This window comes from Bacteroides sp. (assembly GCF_052357945.1).
GTDB lineage: Bacteria > Bacteroidota > Bacteroidia > Bacteroidales > Bacteroidaceae > Bacteroides.
Map to the genome: position 1 here is coordinate 1 of NZ_DAWCXD010000051.1, position 23,479 is coordinate 23,479.

At 39.7% G+C, this 23,479-nt stretch carries 18 protein-coding genes; all 18 read left to right on the forward strand.

Annotation, left to right across the window (positions count from 1 at the left end):
* Positions 1–659 (forward strand): energy transducer TonB (locus ACT8YW_RS11270; protein ID WP_444104954.1); only part of this gene is annotated, 659 nt, incomplete at its 5' end.
* A 107-nt stretch (positions 660–766) separates the two neighbouring features.
* A complete protein-coding gene (locus ACT8YW_RS11275) occupies positions 767–1,390 on the forward strand; it encodes a hypothetical protein (protein WP_444104956.1) in 624 nt (207 codons plus the stop codon).
* 43 nt (positions 1,391–1,433) lie between these two features.
* Entirely contained in the window at positions 1,434–1,997 is a 564-nt protein-coding gene (locus tag ACT8YW_RS11280) for a cob(I)yrinic acid a,c-diamide adenosyltransferase (protein WP_004302366.1), read from the forward strand.
* A 73-nt stretch (positions 1,998–2,070) separates the two neighbouring features.
* Positions 2,071–2,292, forward strand: a complete 222-nt coding sequence (locus ACT8YW_RS11285; protein WP_002558131.1) for a DUF2795 domain-containing protein — start codon at positions 2,071–2,073, stop codon at positions 2,290–2,292.
* A gap of 200 nt (positions 2,293–2,492) precedes the next feature.
* Entirely contained in the window at positions 2,493–3,848 is a 1,356-nt protein-coding gene (locus tag ACT8YW_RS11290) for a site-specific integrase (RefSeq protein ID WP_013611299.1), read from the forward strand.
* Between the two features lie 23 nt (positions 3,849–3,871).
* Positions 3,872–4,549 (forward strand): hypothetical protein, encoded by a 678-nt coding sequence (locus tag ACT8YW_RS11295; protein WP_013611298.1) that lies wholly within the window; start codon positions 3,872–3,874, stop codon positions 4,547–4,549.
* A gap of 243 nt (positions 4,550–4,792) precedes the next feature.
* Complete coding sequence (locus ACT8YW_RS11300) at positions 4,793–5,125, forward strand: helix-turn-helix domain-containing protein (protein WP_013611297.1); 333 nt, start codon at positions 4,793–4,795, stop codon at positions 5,123–5,125.
* Entirely contained in the window at positions 5,118–6,617 is a 1,500-nt protein-coding gene (locus tag ACT8YW_RS11305) for a DUF3987 domain-containing protein (protein ID WP_250716318.1), read from the forward strand. Before ACT8YW_RS11300 ends, ACT8YW_RS11305 begins: the two co-directional genes overlap by 8 nt.
* Positions 6,610–7,638, forward strand: coding sequence for a DUF6371 domain-containing protein (locus ACT8YW_RS11310; protein WP_118113116.1), 1,029 nt, complete (start codon positions 6,610–6,612; stop codon positions 7,636–7,638). The genes ACT8YW_RS11305 and ACT8YW_RS11310 overlap by 8 nt, the downstream gene beginning before the upstream one ends.
* A 150-nt stretch (positions 7,639–7,788) precedes the next feature.
* Entirely contained in the window at positions 7,789–9,339 is a 1,551-nt protein-coding gene (gene mobV / locus ACT8YW_RS11315) for a MobV family relaxase (RefSeq protein ID WP_250716308.1), read from the forward strand.
* Positions 9,340–9,423: 84 nt separating this feature from the next.
* A complete protein-coding gene (locus ACT8YW_RS11320) occupies positions 9,424–9,633 on the forward strand; it encodes a helix-turn-helix transcriptional regulator (RefSeq protein WP_250716307.1) in 210 nt (69 codons plus the stop codon).
* A gap of 7 nt (positions 9,634–9,640) precedes the next feature.
* Positions 9,641–10,075, forward strand: coding sequence for a hypothetical protein (locus tag ACT8YW_RS11325; protein ID WP_444104961.1), 435 nt, complete (start codon positions 9,641–9,643; stop codon positions 10,073–10,075).
* Positions 10,065–13,730, forward strand: a complete 3,666-nt coding sequence (locus tag ACT8YW_RS11330; RefSeq protein ID WP_250716305.1) for a DUF6079 family protein — start codon at positions 10,065–10,067, stop codon at positions 13,728–13,730. Before ACT8YW_RS11325 ends, ACT8YW_RS11330 begins: the two co-directional genes overlap by 11 nt.
* Before the next feature lie 6 nt (positions 13,731–13,736).
* Positions 13,737–14,708 (forward strand): hypothetical protein, encoded by a 972-nt coding sequence (locus tag ACT8YW_RS11335; protein ID WP_444104962.1) that lies wholly within the window; start codon positions 13,737–13,739, stop codon positions 14,706–14,708.
* A 2-nt stretch (positions 14,709–14,710) separates the two neighbouring features.
* Positions 14,711–17,374, forward strand: coding sequence for a DNA methyltransferase (locus ACT8YW_RS11340; RefSeq protein ID WP_250716303.1), 2,664 nt, complete (start codon positions 14,711–14,713; stop codon positions 17,372–17,374).
* A 31-nt stretch (positions 17,375–17,405) separates the two neighbouring features.
* Complete coding sequence (locus tag ACT8YW_RS11345; RefSeq protein WP_444104965.1) at positions 17,406–19,130, forward strand: RNA-binding domain-containing protein; 1,725 nt, start codon at positions 17,406–17,408, stop codon at positions 19,128–19,130.
* A 119-nt stretch (positions 19,131–19,249) separates the two neighbouring features.
* Positions 19,250–22,015 carry a DEAD/DEAH box helicase gene (locus ACT8YW_RS11350; RefSeq protein WP_444104966.1) on the forward strand — a complete coding sequence of 922 codons (2,766 nt, stop codon included), beginning with the start codon at positions 19,250–19,252 and terminating at the stop codon, positions 22,013–22,015.
* Entirely contained in the window at positions 22,008–23,477 is a 1,470-nt protein-coding gene (locus ACT8YW_RS11355) for a PglZ domain-containing protein (RefSeq protein ID WP_444104967.1), read from the forward strand. Before ACT8YW_RS11350 ends, ACT8YW_RS11355 begins: the two co-directional genes overlap by 8 nt.
* The last annotated feature ends 2 nt before the right edge of the window (positions 23,478–23,479 follow it).

Consider the following 23,479-nt stretch of genomic DNA (forward strand, 5'->3'; position numbering starts at 1 on the left):
CTGCAATTGAGAATCAACGGGGTTCTTGGTTGTTGATGGGTTTGGTTGTTGCGCTAGCCTTCATGTTCGTTTCGTTCGAATGGACACAACATGATGTCAGAGTTGCAGCACTATCACCAGATGATGAATCCATCTTTGTAACAGAGCTAGTTCCAATCACATTCCCAGACGAGAAACTGGAACCGCCTCCTCCTCCCGAAACTAAGGTAACAGAATTGTTCGAAATAGTGGAAAATAATATAGAGGTGACGGATAACGTTTCTACAGTGTCAGAGGATATGAATGCAGTTCATGATGTTATTTGGATACCCCCAGTGGTAGAAACAGAAACGGTAGTTGAAGACGTTATTCACGTAAGTGTTGAAGTCATGCCGGAGTTTATTGGAGGTACAGCTGCTTTAATGAAATATTTAAGTAGTAATATCAAATATCCAACGATTTCGCAGGAAACTGGTTCACAAGGAAAAGTCATTGTTCAGTTTGTTGTAGACAAAGACGGAACGATTTCCAATCCTGAAGTTGTGCGAGGGGTTGATCCTTATTTGGATAAAGAAGCTATCCGCGTGATAAGTTCTATGCCGAAATGGACTCCCGGAGTGCAAAATGGTAAGAAAGTTCGAGTGAAATTTACTGTACCGGTATCATTCAGACTACAGTAGTAACTTGGAATAAATGAGTATGAGGGTCGGTTCTTTATGGGAACCGACCCTTTTTCAATAAAAAAATATATCTTTGTCGGGAGAATAAAAATACGAATGATTGTTTTATGAATCTTCTACTCTGTATAAAAAGACCTTTTATCTGGCTTTCCCGCTTTCGTTATCGTTGCGGATATGGCGTACATTCCCCTTTTGCTTTTAGCCTGATTACCGATGTGATTTATGAGAAGATGCCTTACTATGCCTATTCTTCTTTGAAAAAAGAACAAAAAAAGATGATAAGAGAGCGTGGGTGGACTAAAGGTTCTCAAAAGGTAAACTGTTTCCTGTTCCGGTTGGTGAATAAAGTGCAGCCTGATACGATTATAGAAGTTGGGCGTCCTTCCTCCACAACCCTCTACTTACAATCCGCTAAACCATCGGCTTCCTACCTCTTTGCTTCCGACTTGTCGGAACTGTTTCTGGATGCAGACACTTCAGTTGACTTTCTGTATCTGAATGACTACCGGAATCCCGATTTACTGGAAGAAGCCTTCCGGGTCTGTGCACATCGCACCACTCCTAAAAGTGTATTTGTAGTCCATGGCATCTGCTATTCCAAAGAGATGAAAGCACTTTGGAAAAAGCTGCAGGCTGATGAAAGAGTAGGCATCACCTTCGACCTCTACGACGTCGGTTTATTATTTTTTGATAAAACGAAGATAAAACAGCAGTATATTGTCAACTTCTAAGAACCTTTGTACGTTTACCTTATAATAAGTAAAAAAGAAGATTATGAAAAAGAGCCTTGTATATACAAAGACCGGAGATAAAGGAACTACCAGTCTTGTCGGCGGAAGTCGCGTTCCAAAGACCCATATCCGTCTGGAAGCTTACGGAACTGTGGATGAACTAAATTCTCATCTAGGATGGTTGAATACCTATCTGCAGGATGAATCAGACCGTGATTTCATTTTGAGTATTCAGCATAAGCTATTTGCCATCGGTTCACATCTGGCCACCGACCAGGAAAAAACGCAACTGAAGGCTGCCAGCATCATAACTCCCGAAAACGTGGAGAATATTGAGCGGGAGATTGATAAGCTGGACGAACAACTGCCCGAACTTTGCGCTTTCATCATTCCCGGCGGGAGTCGTGGAGCAGCCGTTTGTCATGTTTGCCGTACTATTTGCAGGAGAGCCGAGAGACGTATTCTGGCTTTATCCGAAACTTGTACAATTTCTCCCGAAGTATTAGCATTTGTCAACAGATTATCAGATTATTTGTTTGTATTATCCCGAAAAATTAATTTTGATGAGCAAAATAATGAAATATTTTGGGATAATAGTTGGAAATGATAGATTTTATTATACTTTTGCCGAAAAATAGAAAACGAGACAAATTTAGTATTCATTTTAAATACTCAAGATTATGTATTGGACATTGGAACTAGCATCAAAACTTGAAGATGCTCCCTGGCCGGCAACCAAGGACGAATTGATTGATTATGCCATGCGTTCGGGTGCTCCTCTTGAAGTTATTGAGAATCTCCAAGAGATGGAAGATGAGGGCGAAATCTATGAGAGTATCGAAGATATTTGGCCGGATTATCCTAGTAAGGAGGATTTCTTCTTTAACGAGGAAGAATATTGACGGCTTATAAGTAAGCTAAATTATTAAATTACAGCGCGATAAACAATGAAAATTTGTTTGTCGCGCTGATGTTTTATGGTGTTATATGGTGCGGTTTGTTTGTCTAAATTGCGGTTTTTCTTCTCAAAAACTGGGTTTGTTTGTCTAAAATACATTACCTTTGCTTCTCCTCAGGAATATTGAATTGGGAGGAAAAGCATATGGGAAGACCGAAAAGACTATATCCATTGGGCAAATATCGCCTTCGCACGCCGAAAGTGGTTGACAAGGAAAAAGCCTATCCTGTCGAGTTGGAATACACTTGGAACAGGCAGGTAATCCGTAAGACAACGAATGTCTTTGTCAAGGTTGCGGACTGGAACCAGAACGGTAATCAGGGACGAGGTGAAATACGTGCAAGTCATGGCGGTGAATCCAAACGACTTAACCAGTTATTGCTGGCACGTGTTGAACGTATAGATTCGCTACTTGCCGAATATAACGAAAAACATCCTAATCAGATAACCGTTGATGTCGTATCCGGCTTTCTTGCGGACAAACCTCTTGCGCGTCGTGATCAAGGGAAGGACTTCGTAGAGTTTACATTGGAACGTCTTTCTTCAGACTATGCAAGAAACAGAATCGGAAGGAGCCGGTATGAAAACGGAAAGAGCTGCATGAATATATTCCAGACATTTCTGAGGGCTACCCGACAGGGAACCTATCGTTCTGACAGTATTTATGTAGGCGATATGACTCCGGAGCTGTTAGACAGCTATATATCATGGCGCAGGGAAATCAAGCAGAACAGTGATGCCACTATCAACCACTCTTTGACTCCGATTCTAAAAGCGTGTGCATACGCCTGTGAAATGGGGATGATGGAACCTGCCGTCAATGCAAGGATTCAGGATATGCGCATTGTAACTAAGGTATCGCTTTCTGAAGAAGAAGCAGAGTTTGACGGCAAAAGTCTCAGTAAGGAACAGATGGCGGCATTGCTTGAATATTACAAGACCTGTACAGAACCGCGCAGAAAAGAATTTCTGGAAATGTTCTTCTTTGCGTTCCACGCCTGCGGTCTCCGTGTAGTGGATGTGATGACCCTGCAATGGAAACATATCGACTTCGCAAGGAAAGAGTTGCGGAAGATTATGATAAAGACAAACAAACGACATGTCATACCGCTTACTGAACCTGCATTACATATCTTACAGCAATGGCGGGAAAAACGTGAGGGATGCCGGTATGTGTTCAACCTTGTAAAAGAGACTTTGGATTTGGATGATGCGGAGGCACTGTACAAAGCCCGTAACAATGCCACTAAATGCATTAATCAGTCACTGGCCGTTGTCGGTGAGCAGATCGGCCTTCCGTTCAGTCTCTCGATGCACGCTGCCCGTCACTCGTTTGCGGTTTTTGCGCTGAACAAGGGATTATCCATGTCGGTAGTCAGCCGTCTGCTCGGACATAGCAGCACGGATATTACAGAGAAGGTTTATGCCCGTTTCCTGCCGGAGACGCTGTCGGCGGAGGTGGCAAAACTAAGCGGAGAATTAATCAACTTGACTATATAATCACTGTGAAAAGATAAAGAAACATGATATCATTGCCATTTCGAGTTGCATGTATCCTGATAGCAGGATTCCTTATTGTACTGGCTGTAACCTATATATACAAGTTAAACAGCCGTAAGGTATTCTGGGGTGTAGGGCTCACTGCCATTATCGGTATCCTCATCCTTCTTGGATTAGGGGTGCTTCGTCCATCTTGGGGAACAGAAACCGGCACGGCTGTCATTGTGGGAATCAGTACCGCTATCGGATGTGCAATAACGCTGATATATGCAGCAGAGGACTTGCATCAAAAGAAGCGAATTAAGGGAAAGAAAATCACAGAAACTGAATCTGTGCAAGAAGATATGGTTCCAGATCGCCATAAAGTGACTTTACCGTCTCGGCTTGATACTGAATTGGCAAGAAAGATCTTTGATAAAGCCATTGAAGAAGAATATATCATTATCAACGATGACCATTATGAATGGACTTTGAACAAAGTCCTTCTTGCATATATGTGCGGACGTATCTATTGCGAAGATTATCCTGAAAAAACAATATATGATGAGAAGATGTACTGGATGCCTGGCAGAGTGGAATTATTTCCGGGTACTGAATTAGATAAGTTATTTAACATGAAAGATTTGACCCAATCAAGGCATACTCGAAAAAACAAAGCTGCGCCTACAGGATTTGAGAAAATTGACAAGTTATTTGAGTAGCCAATGTGCTACTCTTTTTTTGTTTGACAAGCAGCAGGTTATAAGCTCATCACCTCCGTGTTATATACAACTCTAACACGATCTCTAACATAGTATCTAATTCATTCTAACACCAAGATTCCTAAGGAGTTTGAACCTTTGCATCGTGCTTTTGGTACGATGTGCACAGTCGTATCATAGCACGTAAACCCGGCTTACAGTCCGAGTGTGCATAAGGAAGGTTAAGCCATAATACGATAAACTATGGCTCAAAAATTAAATGGAGAAAAGAAACTATGCGACCGGGAACTGCTTGAAAAGATTCTCAGCATAGTAGAGAAACAGGAGAAACTGCCGCCTCTGGCTCATGAAAGTGGGCATCGTCTTTATGATAACAAGTCTTTGATGGAGATGTTGAACATTAAAGATAAGTATCTGAAAAAGTTGCGAGACAACGGTTATCTCGGCTACTCGCGTGAAGGTGATAAATACTGGTACACGCAGGAGGATGTGGATCGTTTTCTGCGCCGTTTCCATTATGAAGCTTTCGCTATTGGTGATGAACTTCCCAAACAGGAAGGAGGTGGCTATGTTTGACACCATTCATTTGACCAACATGCTTCGTTCGGAAGTAGAAGACATTCCGGAAACAGGTCTTCCGTTAGATGCCTTCCCGGACAGGATACAGGAGATTATCCTCAATCTTGCCAGATACGAAAATTTCAATGTGGAATATACTGCGTCTATTATTCTTTCCGCTGTTGCTACTGCAATAGGAAATTCTTGTCATATCCGTATAAAGGGCGAGTGGAAAACTTGCCCATCCCTTTATATGATGTTGGTAGGTCGTCCCGGACTTGGAAAGACTCCTCCCCTCGGTTTTATCTATAAGCCGATTAATGAGTATGATGATCGGCTGCATGAGAAATATAACGAGGAATATGACGAATATGAAAGAGCCATGTCAACAGGCAAGCGCGGAAGTGACGGGGAAGAACAACTGCTCAAGAAACCGAATTTTGTAACGACGGTCATTTATGACTCTACCCCGGAGGCGATGATGAATATTCATCAGCATAATCAGCGTGGGATAACATTGGTCGTCGATGAAATCCTGGCTTTGTTCAATTCCGTCAAAAGGTACAACAGCAAAAACAACCTCATTGAAGATCTGCTGACAGCTTATAGCGGACAGCCGTTAAAGATTATCCGCAAATCAGAATCACGTCCTGTTCTAATCAAGAATCCATGTATAAATGTCATCGGTTCAGTACAGACGAATATGCTGCAGGAAGTCTTCCGTGCAGAGTTCCTTGCCAACGGATTGCTTGACCGCTTTCTATTTGCTTATCCAAAAAACAGGAAGATATCCGGATGGAGACGGGAAGAACGGAATACAGCCCGTCCTGACATCATGAATCAATGGAGGACAATAATCAACAGAATCTTAAGCATCCCCTGTATTCTTGATGACAAGGGTACAACGGTCAATCCCCGTATCCTTACAATGTCTGACGATGCGGAAGAATACTTTTATGAATGGTACAATGAAATTATCGATGCTGTAAATGCCATTGAGGATGATGCGGATGTTGAAAGCCGCAAGATGAAACTCAACGGCCATGTAGCACGTCTTGCCCTGTTATTTCAGGTAATGAAATGGGCTACTGACAGTGGAGATATGCAATATATTGAGTGGGATTCCGTAGAATCGGCAATCCGTATGATTGATTATTATGAGGAAACATACCGGAGGATTCAGGAAGCCATTGTCATAAACAGTATCGGCGAAATGAAGGAAGCGTGGCTCTCCCTGCTAGGAGAGAGATTTACTTCCGGGGATGCTGTCATTGCCGGTAGAAAAGTTGATATGTCCCGGCGTACCGTCTATTATGCGCTTGACCAATTATGCCGGCTTAAACACCCTCTTATAGAAAAGCTTCAGCATGGAGTCTATCGCAAACTTATGACAGAAAACACTGATGCACCTTGCACTATTGCACTTTCATCTTGTCAAGATACCGTGCAATCTTCTCAAAGTGCAAAAGTGCAGAGTGCAACCACACTAAAATCAGAGGACCATGAGTGAATACAGATTCCATTTACAGAAATACCTGCACGGAAGTAAGACTACTTGTCCGAACTGTGGTAAAAGCCGATGTTTTGTCAAGTATATTGATGAACAGGGCGTCATTAGCTTTCCCGATAATGTCGGCAAGTGTGATCACGAGAACAGTTGCGGCTATCATTACACACCTAAGGAATACTTCAAGGATAATCCTGATGTGTTGGAAATGAATGAGAAATCTGGTAAGTCACTCCTTTCTGCCCCTTATAAGCCGGCATATAATATTCCGGCTTGTATTATTCCTTCGTATATTTCATCATCTTATGTGTTAAGGAGTTTGTCACATTATTCAATCAACCCCTTATATCAGTATTTCTGTCATGTATTTGGTGAAAATGAGACAAGCAGATTGTTTGAAATGTATCGCATAGGGACGTCTTCAAAATGGGGAGGCGCAACGGTTTTCTGGCAGATAGATATAAATGGACAGGTAAGAACTGGTAAGGTAATGTGCTATAATGCGGAGACAGGACATCGGGTTAAAGAGCCTCAGGCTTTTGTCAGTTGGGCGCACTCTGAATTAAAATTGCAGGATTTCCATTTAAAGCAGTGCCTGTATGGGGAACATCTTCTGAAAAATTCATCATCTCCGGTAATGCTGGTGGAAAGCGAAAAGACCGCTGTTGTAATGAGCCATTTTATCCCCGATTATATATGGTTGGCAACAGGTGGAAAGAACGGTTGTTTCAATAGTGAAGCTATGCAGGTTCTCAAAGGCAGGGAGGTTACTCTCATCCCTGATTTAGGAGCGACCGAACAATGGAAAGAAAAGTCTGCTTTGTTGTCTGGAATATGCAAACGGGTTGTTGTGTCCAATGTTTTGGAATGTACATCCGATGAAGAGCAACGCAGCCAAGGATTGGACATTGCAGACTTCTTTCTGTATTCACCATCAAAGAGACAGATACTCCATCAGATGATACAACGTAATCCAGCATTGCAGTTGCTCATTGATGAACTGGATCTGGAACTTATTGAATAGTAAAGGAACTTGTTCCGAGGATTTATAGAAAGTCCTTAACACAATAAGGACTTTTTGCCTGGCGGCAATAAAATCCGGTCATTGTCCCGCAGAGCGGACTGGCACAAGAGCAAGCTCAAATATTAATCATTTATCAAAAGAATATCCTATATGAACACAGATATTAAACAGGCCATGCATGTCGAAGCCGGGAAGTCATTCGGCACAGCAGAGGCGAATGAAAACGAAAGGCATTGGAATGACGACAAGATTGACAGAAAGAATCAGGATCCGACCAATCACTATGACAAGACCCGAATGAAACTGAATTTCGAGATTGGGCCCGATGGGAAAGTTCATCCGTTAGGCTATCAAGAGAAATCGCTTGAAGTACGTTTGCAGGAACGGTTGACTGAACTGGGCTGGAAACCCTTCAAGCTGGACAGCAAAATTCAACCAAACTGTTGTGCGAAATTTATCTTCGGAGGCAATCATGACCGTACACTTGAGATGGCATTTGGAACCCAAACCGTAAATCTGGACAAGGGTGCAGACAACAGCCATCTCCAGCGATGTCCAGAAATTGAACAATGGGCAAAAGATGTCTATGACTGGTGCGCCAAACGGTACGGACAGGAAAACATAATCGGCTTTCAGGTTCATCTTGATGAGAGCAGCCCGCATATCCATGCCTTGATCGTTCCTGTCGGACAACGAGCCAAAAGCGGACGTGAATGCGTCATGTGGTCGGCTAAGTTTGGCAAGAGCCGCTACGAATACGGACAGATTCTTCGGGAAATGCACACCTCACTCTATGATGAGGTTGGTAGCAAGTATGGGTTGGAGCGTGGTGATAGCATTGTTGGGCGCAATGTTCAGCATTTGCACAAGCGAGACTATATCCGCAAACTTACCAAAGATGCGAAGCAAGCGGAGAAAGCAGTCAAGGGACTTCAATCCATGATGCGACATTTAGAATCAAAGATTTTCAGTTATAACCAACAACTTGAAAAGGCGGAACAGGAACTGGCTTCCGGTAAGATAACTCTCGATAAATATGAAGCACAGAAAACCGATATACAGAAACTCCTTGCCGAATATCAGACCAAACTTGACGACAAGGCCGGCAAGCTCCACGCAAAAGAACTGGAATTGGAACAACTTACAAAAGATGCAGCAAAGGCTCGCTCTGTTGTTCAGCCGTTCCGAAATCACAACGTGGATTTCACTCCACCAAGAATTACAGAGAAAGTACCTGTGTTCGGTACTGACAAATGGGTAGAACGCCAAAATCAGCATATAGAGAAGTCTTTCACCGATATTGTCCGCAAAATAGAATCGCTATACAGGAATGAAGCCGCAAAGCAGGTCGCAGCAGCTCAACAAAATATCCTGGCGGACTTCGGAGAACTCTTCCAGTTGCGAAATGATGTCAAATCTCTCACTGAAAACAACGATATCTTGAAATCCACATTAGAAACAATCCTTGACCAACTCGCAAATCCATCACTCCGCACAAAGATATTTACCATTGCAGATGCTCTTATTGGCGGAACCCCTGTCGCCATCTCCTCCGGTGGCGGTGGAGGTTCCACTTCTGATCTCCCCTGGGACGGCCGCAGACCAGACGAAGAGGAAGAAGCCTATCGGAGAAGGTGCTTGATGTTTGCGATAGGGGTGGTTGTGCAGCAAAAAAGATACAGACCTACAAGAAAAGTATAGATAATCTACAAAATTATGCTATAAATCGCATAGTTGTAATTGAATTTTAATTATATTTGCGTTCAAAGCAATAAAATTTACAGCATGGACGATATGAATAGAATAAAAGTAGTTCTTGTCGAGAAAAAGAGAACAAGTAAATGGCTTGCAGAAATTTTAGGTAAAAACCCTGCGACTATTTCTAAATGGTGTACTAACACCTCTCAACCAGATATTGCGACCCTACGAGATATTGCTCGTGTGCTGGATGTTGACATAAAAGAACTGTTGAATTCAACTAAAATTGAAGATTAGTTTGAAGATGAAGACGTTGAAACAATACATACCGATAGACTCTCGCCATAAATTACTGTTCACTTCGCATTATCCCGAAGGAATGGTATTTACGGATGTGGGAGTATTATTGGCTAATGCTATTGAATCATCACTTCTTGATAGACACCTGCCTATGATAGCAGATGAAGCCATAGAAAAGATTGTCAGTGAGAATGTCAAGCATGACCTTGAAATTGGCGACTACATTGCTATCCGAAATATCGGTATTCTATTTGAGCCCGCACTTCATCTTGATTTGCATGCAAAATTTAGTGCATGGTCAAAATCATATACTTTGATTGTTGAATGTTTAGAAGGAATCATTCAGAACGGTTGTTTCTATTTGGCAGGAGCTATAGGTCAACATTACTCTATTAATTTATCAGACATTTCCCATAATATCCATTACGATGAAATATAAAGATTTAATCCAATTTGATCCAATAGATGAGATTATCAAGTTCGGCCAACTTGATAATGAAGACTATCGTGCAAAACTAGTCAAGAACTTTGTTTGTTCTAACTTGTACGAAACACATATCATTCCTCAGATATGTGCTAAACTAGATTTGAATGCTACGACTGAAACTAAAGGTATTCAGATTGTTGGTAACTATGGTACAGGTAAATCACACTTGATGTCGTTATTCTCTATCATAGCTGAGAATGCGGATTATTTGCCTTTACTGCAAAGCCAAAAAGCAAAGGAATGGTTAAAAACCATTGCAGGAAAATACATGGTTTATCGTTTTGAATTGGGTAACAATCAGGAATTATGGGATATTGTATGCTATCAGATTGATAAAGCATTGGCTGCTTGGGGAGTTGATTATTCCATCTCTGAAGATACTACGCCTGCGACCTATTCTGAAAAGCTACAGTTGATGATGGCTGCATTCGAGGAGGTTCACGAAGGTAAAGGTTTCATGTTGGTTATCGACGAGATGCTTTCTTATTTGAAAGGTCGTAGTGAGCCATCAAAACTGAATAGAGATTTGGCTGTGCTTCAAGCATTGGGACAAATGAGTGACCGTACTCATTTCCGTATGGTTTTTGGCGTGCAGGAGTTAATTTATCGTTCTCCTGAATTTCAGTTTGCCAAGGAAATGCTGAGTCATGTCAATGAACGCTATATCGATTTGACCATCCAAAAAGAAGATGTACAATTCATTGTCCAGCAGCGATTGTTGCAGAAGAACGAACATCAAAAGGCACAGATACGTCAGCATCTGTCACAATTTACGGTGATGTTCCCTCATATGAACAATAACTTGGATACATACGTTAATCTTTTCCCTGTTCACCCAAGCTACTTTGAGAATTTCTCTCTTATCCGTATCGGCAAAAGTCAGCGTGAAGTGTTGAAAACACTCTCTCGTAAATTTGCGAGCATTATGGAAGATGACGTTCCGAATTCGGAACCAGGACTTATCTGCTATGATTCTTATTGGCAAGATATGTTGAGTAATGTGGACTTGAAGGCTGATCCAGATGTAAGTAAAGTTAGTGATATTGCCGCATTGATTGACCAAAAGATAGAAGATAATTTCACCAGAGGTTTAGCTCCAAAGAAGAAGTTGGCCCACCGTATTGTATCAGCAGCATCCATCAAGATGTTGCAGGCTGATTTGTCTCACGCTAATGGCGTTACCGCAGATTCTTTGGCAAATGATCTTTGCCATATTGATAGCACTTGTGAGAATTATGACGAGCTTGTTGATTTGGCATTTACTCGTGTGCTTGATTCCATCGTATCCGCTACGATTGGACAATACTTTGAAAAAGGTGAAAGCAATGAATATCATTTGCGTATAGAAGGTGGTGTCAATTATGAACAAAAAGTAAAAGACTATACGCTGCAGATGAGCCCGGAGCAGAAAGATGAATATTTCTTCAAGTTCTTGGCAGAAGTCCTTCCTGTAGAAGGTGACACCTATCGTACTGGCTTTAATATTTGGCCTCACGCTATTGAATGGCAATCTCATAAATGTAATCGTGCAGGCTATATTTTTATGGGTAATCCTAGTAGTCGCTCTACTACCCATCCGCAACAGCACTTCTACATCTATTTTATGCCTATTTTTAATAATGCCGCAAAATCTCGTGGTTCGGAAATAGATAGTGTATATTTCATCATGGATGGCTTGAGTGAAGAGTTCAAACAAAAAGTGACACTTTATGGTTCAGCTCTTTCTCAAGAAGGTAGCGCCAGCAGTGATGAAAAGCCAAAATATAAACTTCTTCGCGAAAAATACTTCAAGGAAGCCCGTAACTTATTCAACGAGCAATTATTGACAAACACACAAGTGGAATATGTTGGAGAGCAACATCCTCTACAAGTTATGCAAGGGGCGCAAGGCGATTCCAAAATTGATATCGTAAGTAATGTAACTTCATTTATCATGGAACAACAGTTTGAAACGGAAAATCCATGTTATCCGAAGTTTACTGCGCTACTTCAACCTCTCACTAAAGAAAACAGAGAGAATATGTTGCGCTCTGCACGCTCTAAAATAGCCAACCCTATGGCAATGAACCGTAATGGAGAGGCCATTCTGATGGGATTGGGATTGTGGGAAGACGGACACCTTTCTACTGAACATTCACAATATGCTCGCAGTCTAAAACAAAAATTAGAATCCAAAGGTGGACAAGTCGTTAATCGCGATGAGATTCTTGAATTGTTTTTTGCAGATACACATGAGTATCTTTCATCGGATTTTCACATTGAATCTGATCTTCAGATGCTTGTTATGGGCACAATGGCTGCTTTGGGAGAAATCGAGATTGTACTCAATGGAGGTAATCGTCTGAATGCAAGTAATATTGCATGTATCAACAATATAGCGCCTCAAGACAATTACTCATTCTCTAATATCTGTCCTCCTAAGGGAATTAATATTCCTTTGATACGTGAACTGATGATAGGTTTCTTGGGTATAGATCGTACGGCAGAATTGGATGTTCCGAACAGCAGCGTGTTTGCCGACCTAAGCAGTAAAGCGAAGAATGTAGAAGATCGTGTAGTTACACTACAGCATCGAATCCATAATGGTTATTCTGCAGCAGGTGTAGAAATCATCAGCGCTGATGAGGCTCGTAGTCTTAATAATGAGTTTGACAGGCTAAAAGGGATGGCCAATCAAATTCAGCGTTATAATTCAAAAGCAAAGATGCGCAATATCGAATGGTCTTTGGATTTAGTGCGCACGACAATGCAGGAAACACGTCAGAAGCTTGAGAAAATAGAGCGAATGCTAAAAGAGTTGAGAGAATTTGACTCTTACATTTCATATCTCCGCACTGCTCTTTCAAATATCAACGAACCAAACTTACGTAAGGATATTTGTGATGCGATAGACAAACTGAAAGATGTGGTAGGAAAAGATGAAGCAGAAAGAAATGCTTATAAAGCAGAATTAGATGCTCTGAAGAATCGCTATGCTGACTGGTATATGGGCGAATATGTAAAAGCTCATGTATGTGAAATGGATTATCAAAAAGTAGAAGCATTAAAAGCAAGTGAAAACTATGCTATTTGCGAAATTGTATCCGAGGCTTCATTTATCAATCCTTCACGATATGAACTTTGGAAGCAGAATCTTGCCATGCTGAAACTGGCTAATCCGCAGGTAACCAAACAGGCAATTTTATCAATGCCTACCTCTATAGATAGTTTCAACCCGACCGTTCAACGAAGCCAGCTTCCTGATGTAGGAGAGTTGAAAGAAGAACTGAATGATATCTATGAGAATTATGTTAACGAATTTTCGGAGGCTTTGGAGGATCCGACTACTCACCGTAATCGAGAACTACTTAATGCTGATGAAAAATCCTTGATTGAACAATTTGAAAGCGAGCAGATAAAACTTAATCGTCAATTTGCGCGTCCATTAATTGAGATAATCAACAAATTGCAGCGAAATTTCACAAAAATAGAAATTTCTCATGACGACATGCTCCGTATCTTCTCGCGCCCTATGACTAAGCAACAAGCCATTGATGCTTTGACTGAGTACATTGAACAGAAGAGCACCGGTCACCGTCCGGAAGATATTCGTATAATCATAAAGTAGTAACTTATGCAAGATAAACCGACATTGTGTTTTGAATATAAGGATCGGCTTATTCCTCTTAATGAAGTCGGAAAAGCCTCAGATGAAACTATAAGTGAGTTCAATACTCTAATAGAGCGATTGAATCTCAAATATAGTTTTGCCCCTTTATTCCATTTGTCGGAAAATGAATGGGATGGCTATCCTATTAAACTTCACTATAAGAATCAGGTTCTCTCTTTAAAAGAATTTGTAGATGAGAATAAACAATTGAGTAAGGATCTGCAACTGCCTAATAGTATTAATGGCTTAGAAAAGAAGCATCAATTGCAATTAGCACAAGTGTCTTTTAGTGGAAATATATCAGAGGAAGACCTTGCCATTTGTATCGAAGTTTCTAGACTGTTTCAAGATGTCTATAATACATTTGCATTAGCCAGATTCTCTTTGCATGAAGGATTCAGAAAACTTCATCTTTATAGTTCAATACCATGGGATAGTGGTGCATTTGGACAGTATTGGATTCGAACCGCATACCTGAATAATGCAATTATTTGGTATAACTCGTGTTTCGATATTCTGTTGCAAACATTATGGATTGCCAAACAGTATTATATCGGGAAAAAGGTAAATAATACAACATTGGTAAAAGAGGATGTAATTCAGAATACTGATATGGTTTTGATTGGATGTAAAAAGATATTTGTTTTAGACAGCTGTATTACAGAATTCTCAAAAAGGGATTCTCGTGAATTTGTAAAGAATAAGGCAAATAGTTTAAAGCATCGAAATGGATTGAGGTATAAAGAATTTAAAGATCCAAATTCGATACTGTTTTTATTAAAGAACTACAATTCTTCAAGCACGGAATCATCCGTTAACATTGAGGATGTTGTATCTAACCTTACCTCTTACCATAAAGATTTTGTGTCTTTAATTGAGGAAGTTAAGGCCATTGTGAGTGAAGAATTTAGAGTAAAATATAATGTAGAAATATAGATATGGGCAATACTGATATGAATCTGTTTAGAGATGAGGAGTTGGAAGAAGTGAAATTGACTCCTGAGAAAGTTATATGTCTTGGTTTGGAATTCGAAAGCGACGATGCACGTCGTGCATACTTCCGTGATGAATTGCGAAAGAAATTGCCTGAACTACGCAAAATTGAAGGATTTCCTATCGGAGAGGATGATGATATTATCAACCTTTCCGAGCCTCCTTATTATACAGCCTGTCCAAATCCATGGCTTAATGATTTCATCGCAGAATGGGAACAAGATAAAGTGGAGTTGGAAAGACAAGGAAAGCGTAGTGCGGAATTTGAAGTAGATGGTCCATATACAGATGGAATAAAAGTCGGTAAAAATAGCGCTATTTATAATGCTCATAGTTATCATACTAAAGTTCCCCATCAAATAATAATGAGGTACATTCTTCATTATACTCAGCCAGGTGATATTATTCTTGATGGGTTTATGGGGACTGGTATGACAGGAGTGGCTGCTACAGCATGTGGTAACCCTGATTCAGAGTCAAAAAATAGCATTGAAAAAGATTACGAGAATGCAGGATATATGACACCAAATTGGGGAGCTCGACATGCGGTTTGTGGCGATTTAAGCCCTTTATGCTTTCATATTTCATCGAATTACAATCATAAAGTAAATTCCAAGAAACTTAGGCTTGTTGTAGATGCTATATTGGTGGCCTTGAATAAAAGATTTTCACATTTTTATGAAATAAAGCCTCCGTATGGAGGTGTTGGTCACATTAATTATATTGTGTGGTCTGAAGTCGTGGCATGTAATAACTGCGGAAAAGAGTTGAATGTACACGATTTATCGTATAATTATAAAACTAAAATCTTGTACGATAAACTTAAATGTCCATATTGTGGTACCGAACAGAAAAGGACGGAGGCTGAAAGCATATTTGAATATGTGCATGATGACTTAAATCATTGCAATTATAAGGAGCTAAAATATGTCCCTTGTTTAATAAATTATTCTGCACAAGGTCGTTATTTTTCGAATGATATTCCTAACACTCAACTTCCGAATTTTGAAGGCTTTGTACCAAATAATACTTTTGGAGAAGGAGATAAATTTGGCGACCCTTATAGAGTAGGGTGTCACACGATTTCTCAAGTATATCCACAAAGAACAAAATATGTATTAGGTTACCTTTATAAACTAATACATGATGATTACAAAGAGTATAAAAAAGAACTGATGTTTATATTTACATCGATGTTACCTAAGTTAACAAAGATGAATAGGTATATGCCACAACATGGTAGTCGTGCATTGGTTGGTCCAATGGCTAATACATTGTACATACCTCCTCAATATGTTGAAAATAATCCTATAGATCAATTTGAATATCAGGCAAACAAAGTTATAAAGGCACTTGAACAATGCAATGAAGGTAATGCTGTACAAGTTTGTTCAGCATCCAGATCTTCATTGCCTGATAATTCTATTGACTATATTTTTACCGATCCGCCATTCGGTGCAAATATTATGTATTCTGAACTTAATACTATTGCCGAGTCGTGGTTAAAGGTAAAAACAAATAATAAAGAGGAGGCAATCTCAAATAAGACACAGCATAAGGGTATTGCAGAATATCAGTCAATCATGATTTCTTGTCTAAAAGAATACTATAGAGTCCTAAAGCCTGGACATTGGATGACTGTTGAGTTCTCTAATACGTCTGCTTCTTTTTGGAATAGTTTACAATATTCTATTCAGTCTGCCGGCTTTATCATATCTGCAGTAACAGATTTAAATAAAGAACGAGGCGGACTACATTCCATGCTAGGACCAACTGCTGTAAAACAGGATTTAGCAATATCATGTTATAAACCAACTGAGGCGTTAATTAATAAAATGTTTAATAGTAATGCAGAGAATCAAGTTTGGGACTTTATACATGATAGACTATCCTCTAAATCTTTAAAATATTGTATAATGGATGGAGACAAACTCCTTCCTATTGCTGAAAGGACTGCAAGAATCTTATATGATCGTTTAATTTCATTCTTTGTTTTAAGAGGCTATAATATTCCTATTAGTTCACAAGATTTTCAAAAAGGTTTGAGAGAACGATATATGGAAATTGACGGTATGTTTTTTACGGCATATCAGGCGGCTGAATATAATAATATGAAAGAAAGAGCTACAGGTGTGGTACCAATGGCACTCTTTATTGGATGTGAAGCAGATGGCATAGAATGGTTAAAGCGCGAGTTGGTTAACCCCAAAACATACCAAGAGATCTACCCTACGTGGATTTCTAATATGGTGGCACCAAAGAAGGGTGATGTTTTGCCGGAACTTATTGTTATTCTTGAAGAGAACTTTATTAAAGATTCCGATGGTAAATGGCGTAATCCTGACCCTGAAAAGGCTGCCGATCTTGAACTTATCCGCGGTAAGAAGATGATGAAAGAATTCAATCTCTACTTGGAACAGGCTCAGAAACCAAAGGCAAAACGCATGAAAGACACTCGTCTGGAAGTACTTCGTTATGGTTTCAAAGAGTGCTACAAGCAGAAAGATTATCAGGCGATCATCACTGTGGGAGATCATATTCAGGAATCGCTCCTGCAAGAAGACGAAGTGCTGTTGCAGTACTACGACATCGCTTCAACCAGAGTGTAGGCTATATTTGTAAACGATAAGATTATTAAGTATGAAGAAATATACAAAACTGAGTGTACAGTGGTTTTATAGCCTATTGGAACGCGGCGAATGTGACATCATGGACTTCAAAGAACAGTTGGAGGATAAGATGTTATTCGGTAAATCATTGAAAAACTTCGCTCCGAAATACGATGAGACCGCTAGAGACGTAGTTGCCTTTGCGAACAACAAGGGCGGATTTCTGTTTATCGGCATTGTAGATGGAACAAAGGAAATTAACAATGATTTCATTTATGACAATGAGAAAGTATTTGAACTCATACATCAAGTACAAGACCGCACAGAACCAACAATCACGTTAACTCCACATAAAATCAAGGTAGAAGGAAAAGATTTGCTCGTTCTGGAAGTTCCTTTTTCCTCACAACTCCATCGTACAAGTCGTGGAGAGTTTCTAATCCGCAGCAATGATGGTAATCGTCCTATTGAACCTTATGAGATGGCAACTATCATGTCGGAAAAAGGCCTTATTGTGTATGATCAAAAGGGATGGAGAATATATGGAGACTGGATTGATGAGAATCGTTTGCAGAATCTTCTTGGACTAATTGAAGCAAGGGATCCCAATAGTCCTTATTTGGATAAAACTCGGGAAGATTTTCTCGACTCGCTTGGCATGACCAAAGAGGAAGGCAATGAGGTCCTGCCGACAACAACAGGCATACTCTTCGTCGGCAATCAGAATGCTTTGAAAGAATTGCCATTTTATGAGGTAAAATACATTCATTATTTTGCTGATGGGACGTATAAGCCATATGAATACAAAGGCAACATCATAGAGGTGGCAAAGAACTGCTTTGCACAGCTGAAGGCTGAAATCCGTCAGAAAGAGTATATTTTCGGATTATTCCGAGAATATGTTGAAGACTATTCTGAAATAGTACTTCGAGAATTGCTTATTAATGCGCTTGCTCATAGGAGTTTGAGCAGACAACAAATTATTGAAATCCGTAAGTTCGATGATGGCGGTTATTTGGAAATAGAAAGTCCTGGACCTTTCCCGGAGGGCGTCACCACTGAAAACTATTTACGCAAGACCAATCCACGTAATCCGAATATTATGGATATTTTGCGTGAGATAGGAATGGCAGAGAAAGCCGGAAGTGGTTTCGATAAAGTATTTACTGACCTGCTAAAAAAAGGAAAATCTCTACCTGAACCCGAAGAGACAGAATCATCTGTCATCTTCCGCATAAAGGCAGATGTCGTATCTGAGAAACTTATAGAACTTTCTTTACAATACGAAAGCCAGGAAGGAAGGCCAATGAAACTGGATGAATTATTGATTCTTTCCGAGATTATCAATCACAAACAAGTTAAGGTAGCGGATCTTGCTATGTCTCCAAACATTAGCTCGTATAGGTTACAAGCAATACTTGACAAGCTTCACAGTATGGAATTTATTGAGCCGACTGGCAAGACTTCTGGAAGGGCGTATATACTCCATATTAGCAAACGTTCAAGTATGGGAGACAAGATAGAGTATGTGAATACGAAGAAACAGGAGAAAGCTAGGCAGAAAGAAGCCATATTGCGTTATTTGGACTCCGTTGGTACGATAAACAATACTGAAGCACGTATACTACTGAAGTTGGAAGAAAAAGATCGATCAAAAGTCTCTCGTTTGTTTTCAGAATTGATAGAAGAAAATGAGATTATGCAAACAGAAGATAGTGTACCTAATAACGTGAAATACAAGCGAATACGAAGATAATTTTGCAGGTTTGTTTGCAGGTTTGTTTGCAGGTTTGTTTGCAGGTTTGTTTGCAGGTTTGTTTGCAAAAAAATAAATTGGAGACAGAGTCCGTCATCGAGTGAACACAATAATGAGTAATGAAGTATAAAGGCAAAAACATAGAGGTAATTGGCAGCAAAATGCTGTTTGGCAAGGAAACACTTTGGATTCATATTCTAGAAGATGATTCCTTTGCACAAGTATTGCGCTCTGATTTGGAGGACGACACGCAAGAGAATTCACGGGACGGAATGTCATACGTGAGGTACATTGCTATTGCTGCCCGTATCAAAGAGGAAATGGCGCAAAAGCGTTTGTTAGCCCCCTATGAAAGTAGCCTTATTCCTCTTCCACACCAAATTTTGGTATTGGAAAAAGTGATGCAAGGTGTGCAGACCCGTTTTATGCTAGCAGATGAAGTCGGTATGGGTAAAACCATCGAGGCCGGATTGATTCTAAAGGAGAAAAAATTACGGGGAGAAATCAAGCGTACACTATTGATTGTTCCCAAATCAGCCATGATACAATGGCAACAGGAGTTGAAAGAACATTTCAATGAGAACTTCTTTATCTACGACAGTGATTTCATTACTGGAATGGCAAAAACATTTGCAAGTTTTGATGCGGAAGAGGAGTTGAACTTTTGGAAACAACATAACCAAATTATTGTATCATTAGATGCCATAAAACCGGTTACACAGCGTCAGGGATGGAGCCAAGACAAGATTAATGAATATAATAAGTATCGTATTGAATCGGTAGTAAATGCTGACTTTGATATGATTATCATTGATGAAGCCCATCGAATGGGAGGAAGTACAGCGCAAGTGTCTAGATATCAACTTGCAGAAACGCTTTGTAATGCTGTGCCGAATGTTTTGCTACTTTCTGCGACTCCACATAGAGGAAAGAGTGACCATTTTCGTCGGGTGCTTCAATTGATGGATGCTGATGCCTTTTCCGGAGAAGGTATGCCGAGTATTGATGAGATCTCACCATACGTAATGCGTTCTGAAAAACGTTATGCCGTGGACTATAATGGGAAGAGACTGTTCCAAAAACGTGAAACCATCCGCTTGGATGTCCCATTGGACGATAGCTTTCATCATTTACAGAAAATGCTTTATGAGCACGTTACAGACTATGTCCGTTATTGTTTTGGACGCGCAAAGAGAGGTGGCCGTAATGCAACAGGACTAGTTATGGTTATGATGCAGAAATTGGCAAGTAGTAGTACAGCTGCTATCATGGCTGCCATGGAAACTCGTTTATGGAGACTGCAAAATGAAGAAATGGCTGATGATATCAGTGATTATGACGAGGAGGGAGCACTGGATTTTGATGAACTCTTAATGAATGAGTATTCTGTTGATATTCAAAACGGTTTCATTAATGAAGAAGATAAATTAAAGGAACTAATTACGGAAGCTCAGTATTGCTTGGCTAATGAGCAAGATGCTAAGGCAACAGCCCTTATTCGAAAAATTAATCACCTGAGAGAAGAGTATGGAGATTCTCAATTAAAAATACTTGTGTTTACGGAGTTCCGAAAGACGCAAGAATATTTAACAAAGCAGATTGAGCAAGCCGGATTAACAACTATCTGCATCAATGGAAGTATGGATTTGCAAGAACGCCAGCGCGCTCTTGCAAAGTTTAAAAATGAGTCCAATGTCATGATTGCTACAGATGCAGCCGGGGAATCGTTGAATATGCAATTTTGCCATATCGTATTCAATTACGATTTGCCATGGAATCCGATGGCGATTGAACAACGAATTGGACGTGTAGACCGTATCGGGCAAAAGAGCCCAGTAATAGCATTCAATATGCTTACAGATAATACAGTAGATACACGCGTATATCAAATTATTGTAGAAAAATTAGATGCAATTTTGCAGGAATTAGGTATTGACAAGACAAGTGACGTATTGGACTCAACCATAGATATGAAACGAGTCAATCATTTGTACATGCAATCATTATTGGATCCTAAAAGATTTGATTTTGCCAGTGATAGTTGGTTATATGAGATTCGGGGCAAATTGAAGGAATATAAATCTACAGAAGGGGCGTTACCGGTATTCAACGAAGAAGATATTAACATTGAGAATGCAGAGGAGATAAAATTCAGCCCATTACCTGTATGGCTTGAAGGGCTAATGGATTTATATACCAAGAGTGTTAATGGCACTATTGACAAGTGCCTGGATAGTGTAACGACCTATACTGTTAAAAATGAAAAAATAACAGCCTTTTTCGATTCAAATAAGAATGGTGATAATCCCGAAGCAGAACATTTTACTCTGCAACATCCGATGATAAAGAGACTTTTGGATGGAATTGACGGCAATTCTCAAACAATGGTTCCTGTTATAGCATCGCATGATGGAGGTGACACACCAGGTTATCTTACGATATGGAAAATATCTGCAAAAAACACCAATGAAACCAAAACAACCTACTCTGCACAATTTATGGCAGACACCGGGAAGGTTTTTGCTCCTTATGGAAATGATGTATGGAACAGGTTGGTACAGGAGAAGAATTGTTTCGGATATTTGAACGAAAGAGAATGTTCAATTGATTTGGAAAATAATCAGCAGTTGAATAACAATCTGCATGGAGTCTTTCATCGGATGGAAAGCGAGATTCAATCGAATCTACAAATTATCGCAGAGAAGAAATTACGCGCTCTGAAATTTGCAGAGCAACGTATATCAAGGATTGGCATTGAAAATATTAAAAGGGCTAAAATGAGCCGACTTTTGAAGGAAAAAGAGGAATGGAACAATGCCTTTGCTCAAGGACGAAGCGTAGTTCCAGATGTAAAACTAATTTTAACAGTGAGAGTCGATGGATGAATTTGTACATAGAATAGTTAAATGTCTGACAACAGAAGCTATGCGTCTTAGTGTGGTCAAGAATCCTGATGGATTTTTGTGCGCAGCTGATACGCAGCAAAAAGTGTTGGATGAAAGTGGTTTGTTGTTATTACCCATCGCATCTGGTATTGAACTTCGTGTACGATATGAACTCGAAGATAAACATTCAGAGAATCATGTATGCTATATTGTAGATAATACTGATGAGATCTTACCGGATATAAAGTCTCATTTATATATTGCACCCACATTTACTATAGCTAAACTAATGCCTGCATGTAATGAGACCGAGCTTCTTCATGCCAAACTAACGTTTGGTATGGCCTCATATATCTTCAATAAAAAGCTAACGCGAAACCTTACAAAGGAAGAAACTCGTTATTTATTGCTAGAGTCAGAGGAATTGTATGGAATAGATCCTCAAGAGATAATTTCAACCTTGAAGGCTATACCATTACAGTGGGAGAAGAATGAAACGATGGAAAGCATATGCACAATTTTGATGAGAGCTATAGAGAAAGGTGCATATAAGGAAATCGAATCGATTATTGAGGAATTGAATGATGATTTTCAAATATTCATCAATAGTAAGTATTTCTCTTTTATCAACTCGTCTTCCATAAAGAAGCCTAAGATGGTACATAAAATTTTACCGCATCTGACTCATGTACATCAAAGGACAGACAAGGTCGCATTACTTGTAGTTGATGGTATGACCTATTGGCAGTATCTGATATTGGATAAAGCTCTTAATGAGGAAGGAATTAAAACGCAAAAAGATATTACTTTTGCTTGGTTGCCGTCAATTACAAAACTATCAAGACAGGCTATCTTTCGTGGAGAAGCACCAAGAATGGATTATAGGCAATCTCCTACTGATGAGAGTCGACTTTGGGTGGATTATTGGACATCATCTCAAAGACAAGTTTCCAAACGTATGCAAGACTATGAAGTTGAATATACTCATGGAGGTTTGAGTGTAGGAAATGACAACTTAAGTCGTTTGGCTTTTGTGGATGTCAGTCTTGATGAGAAAATGCATTCTCTGGATAATAATAAAGACTTGTTTGTTTTGACGAAGAATTGGACGGAAGAATTTGCTAATGATATAAAAGCTTTGCACGAACAAGGTTATCAAATATATATCACAACAGATCATGGTAATGTGCTAGCTAATCCTTGGCGTTTACTTAATTCGCAAGAAAGAACGTACTTGTATGAAAAAGAAAGTCGTGGTAAGCGGCATCTTATCTATAATAATATAGAGCACTTACATGATTTTTTGCAGTCAAATCAGGAAATTAACAGTCAATTATTTGTCCATGATAATTGGGCGGTTTGGCGCAATACAAAGAGTTTCAATAATAAAGATAGTATAACTCATGGCGGTGCTCACTTCTTGGAGGTGGTAATCCCTTTTGTTAAAATTGAAAAGAAATAAAT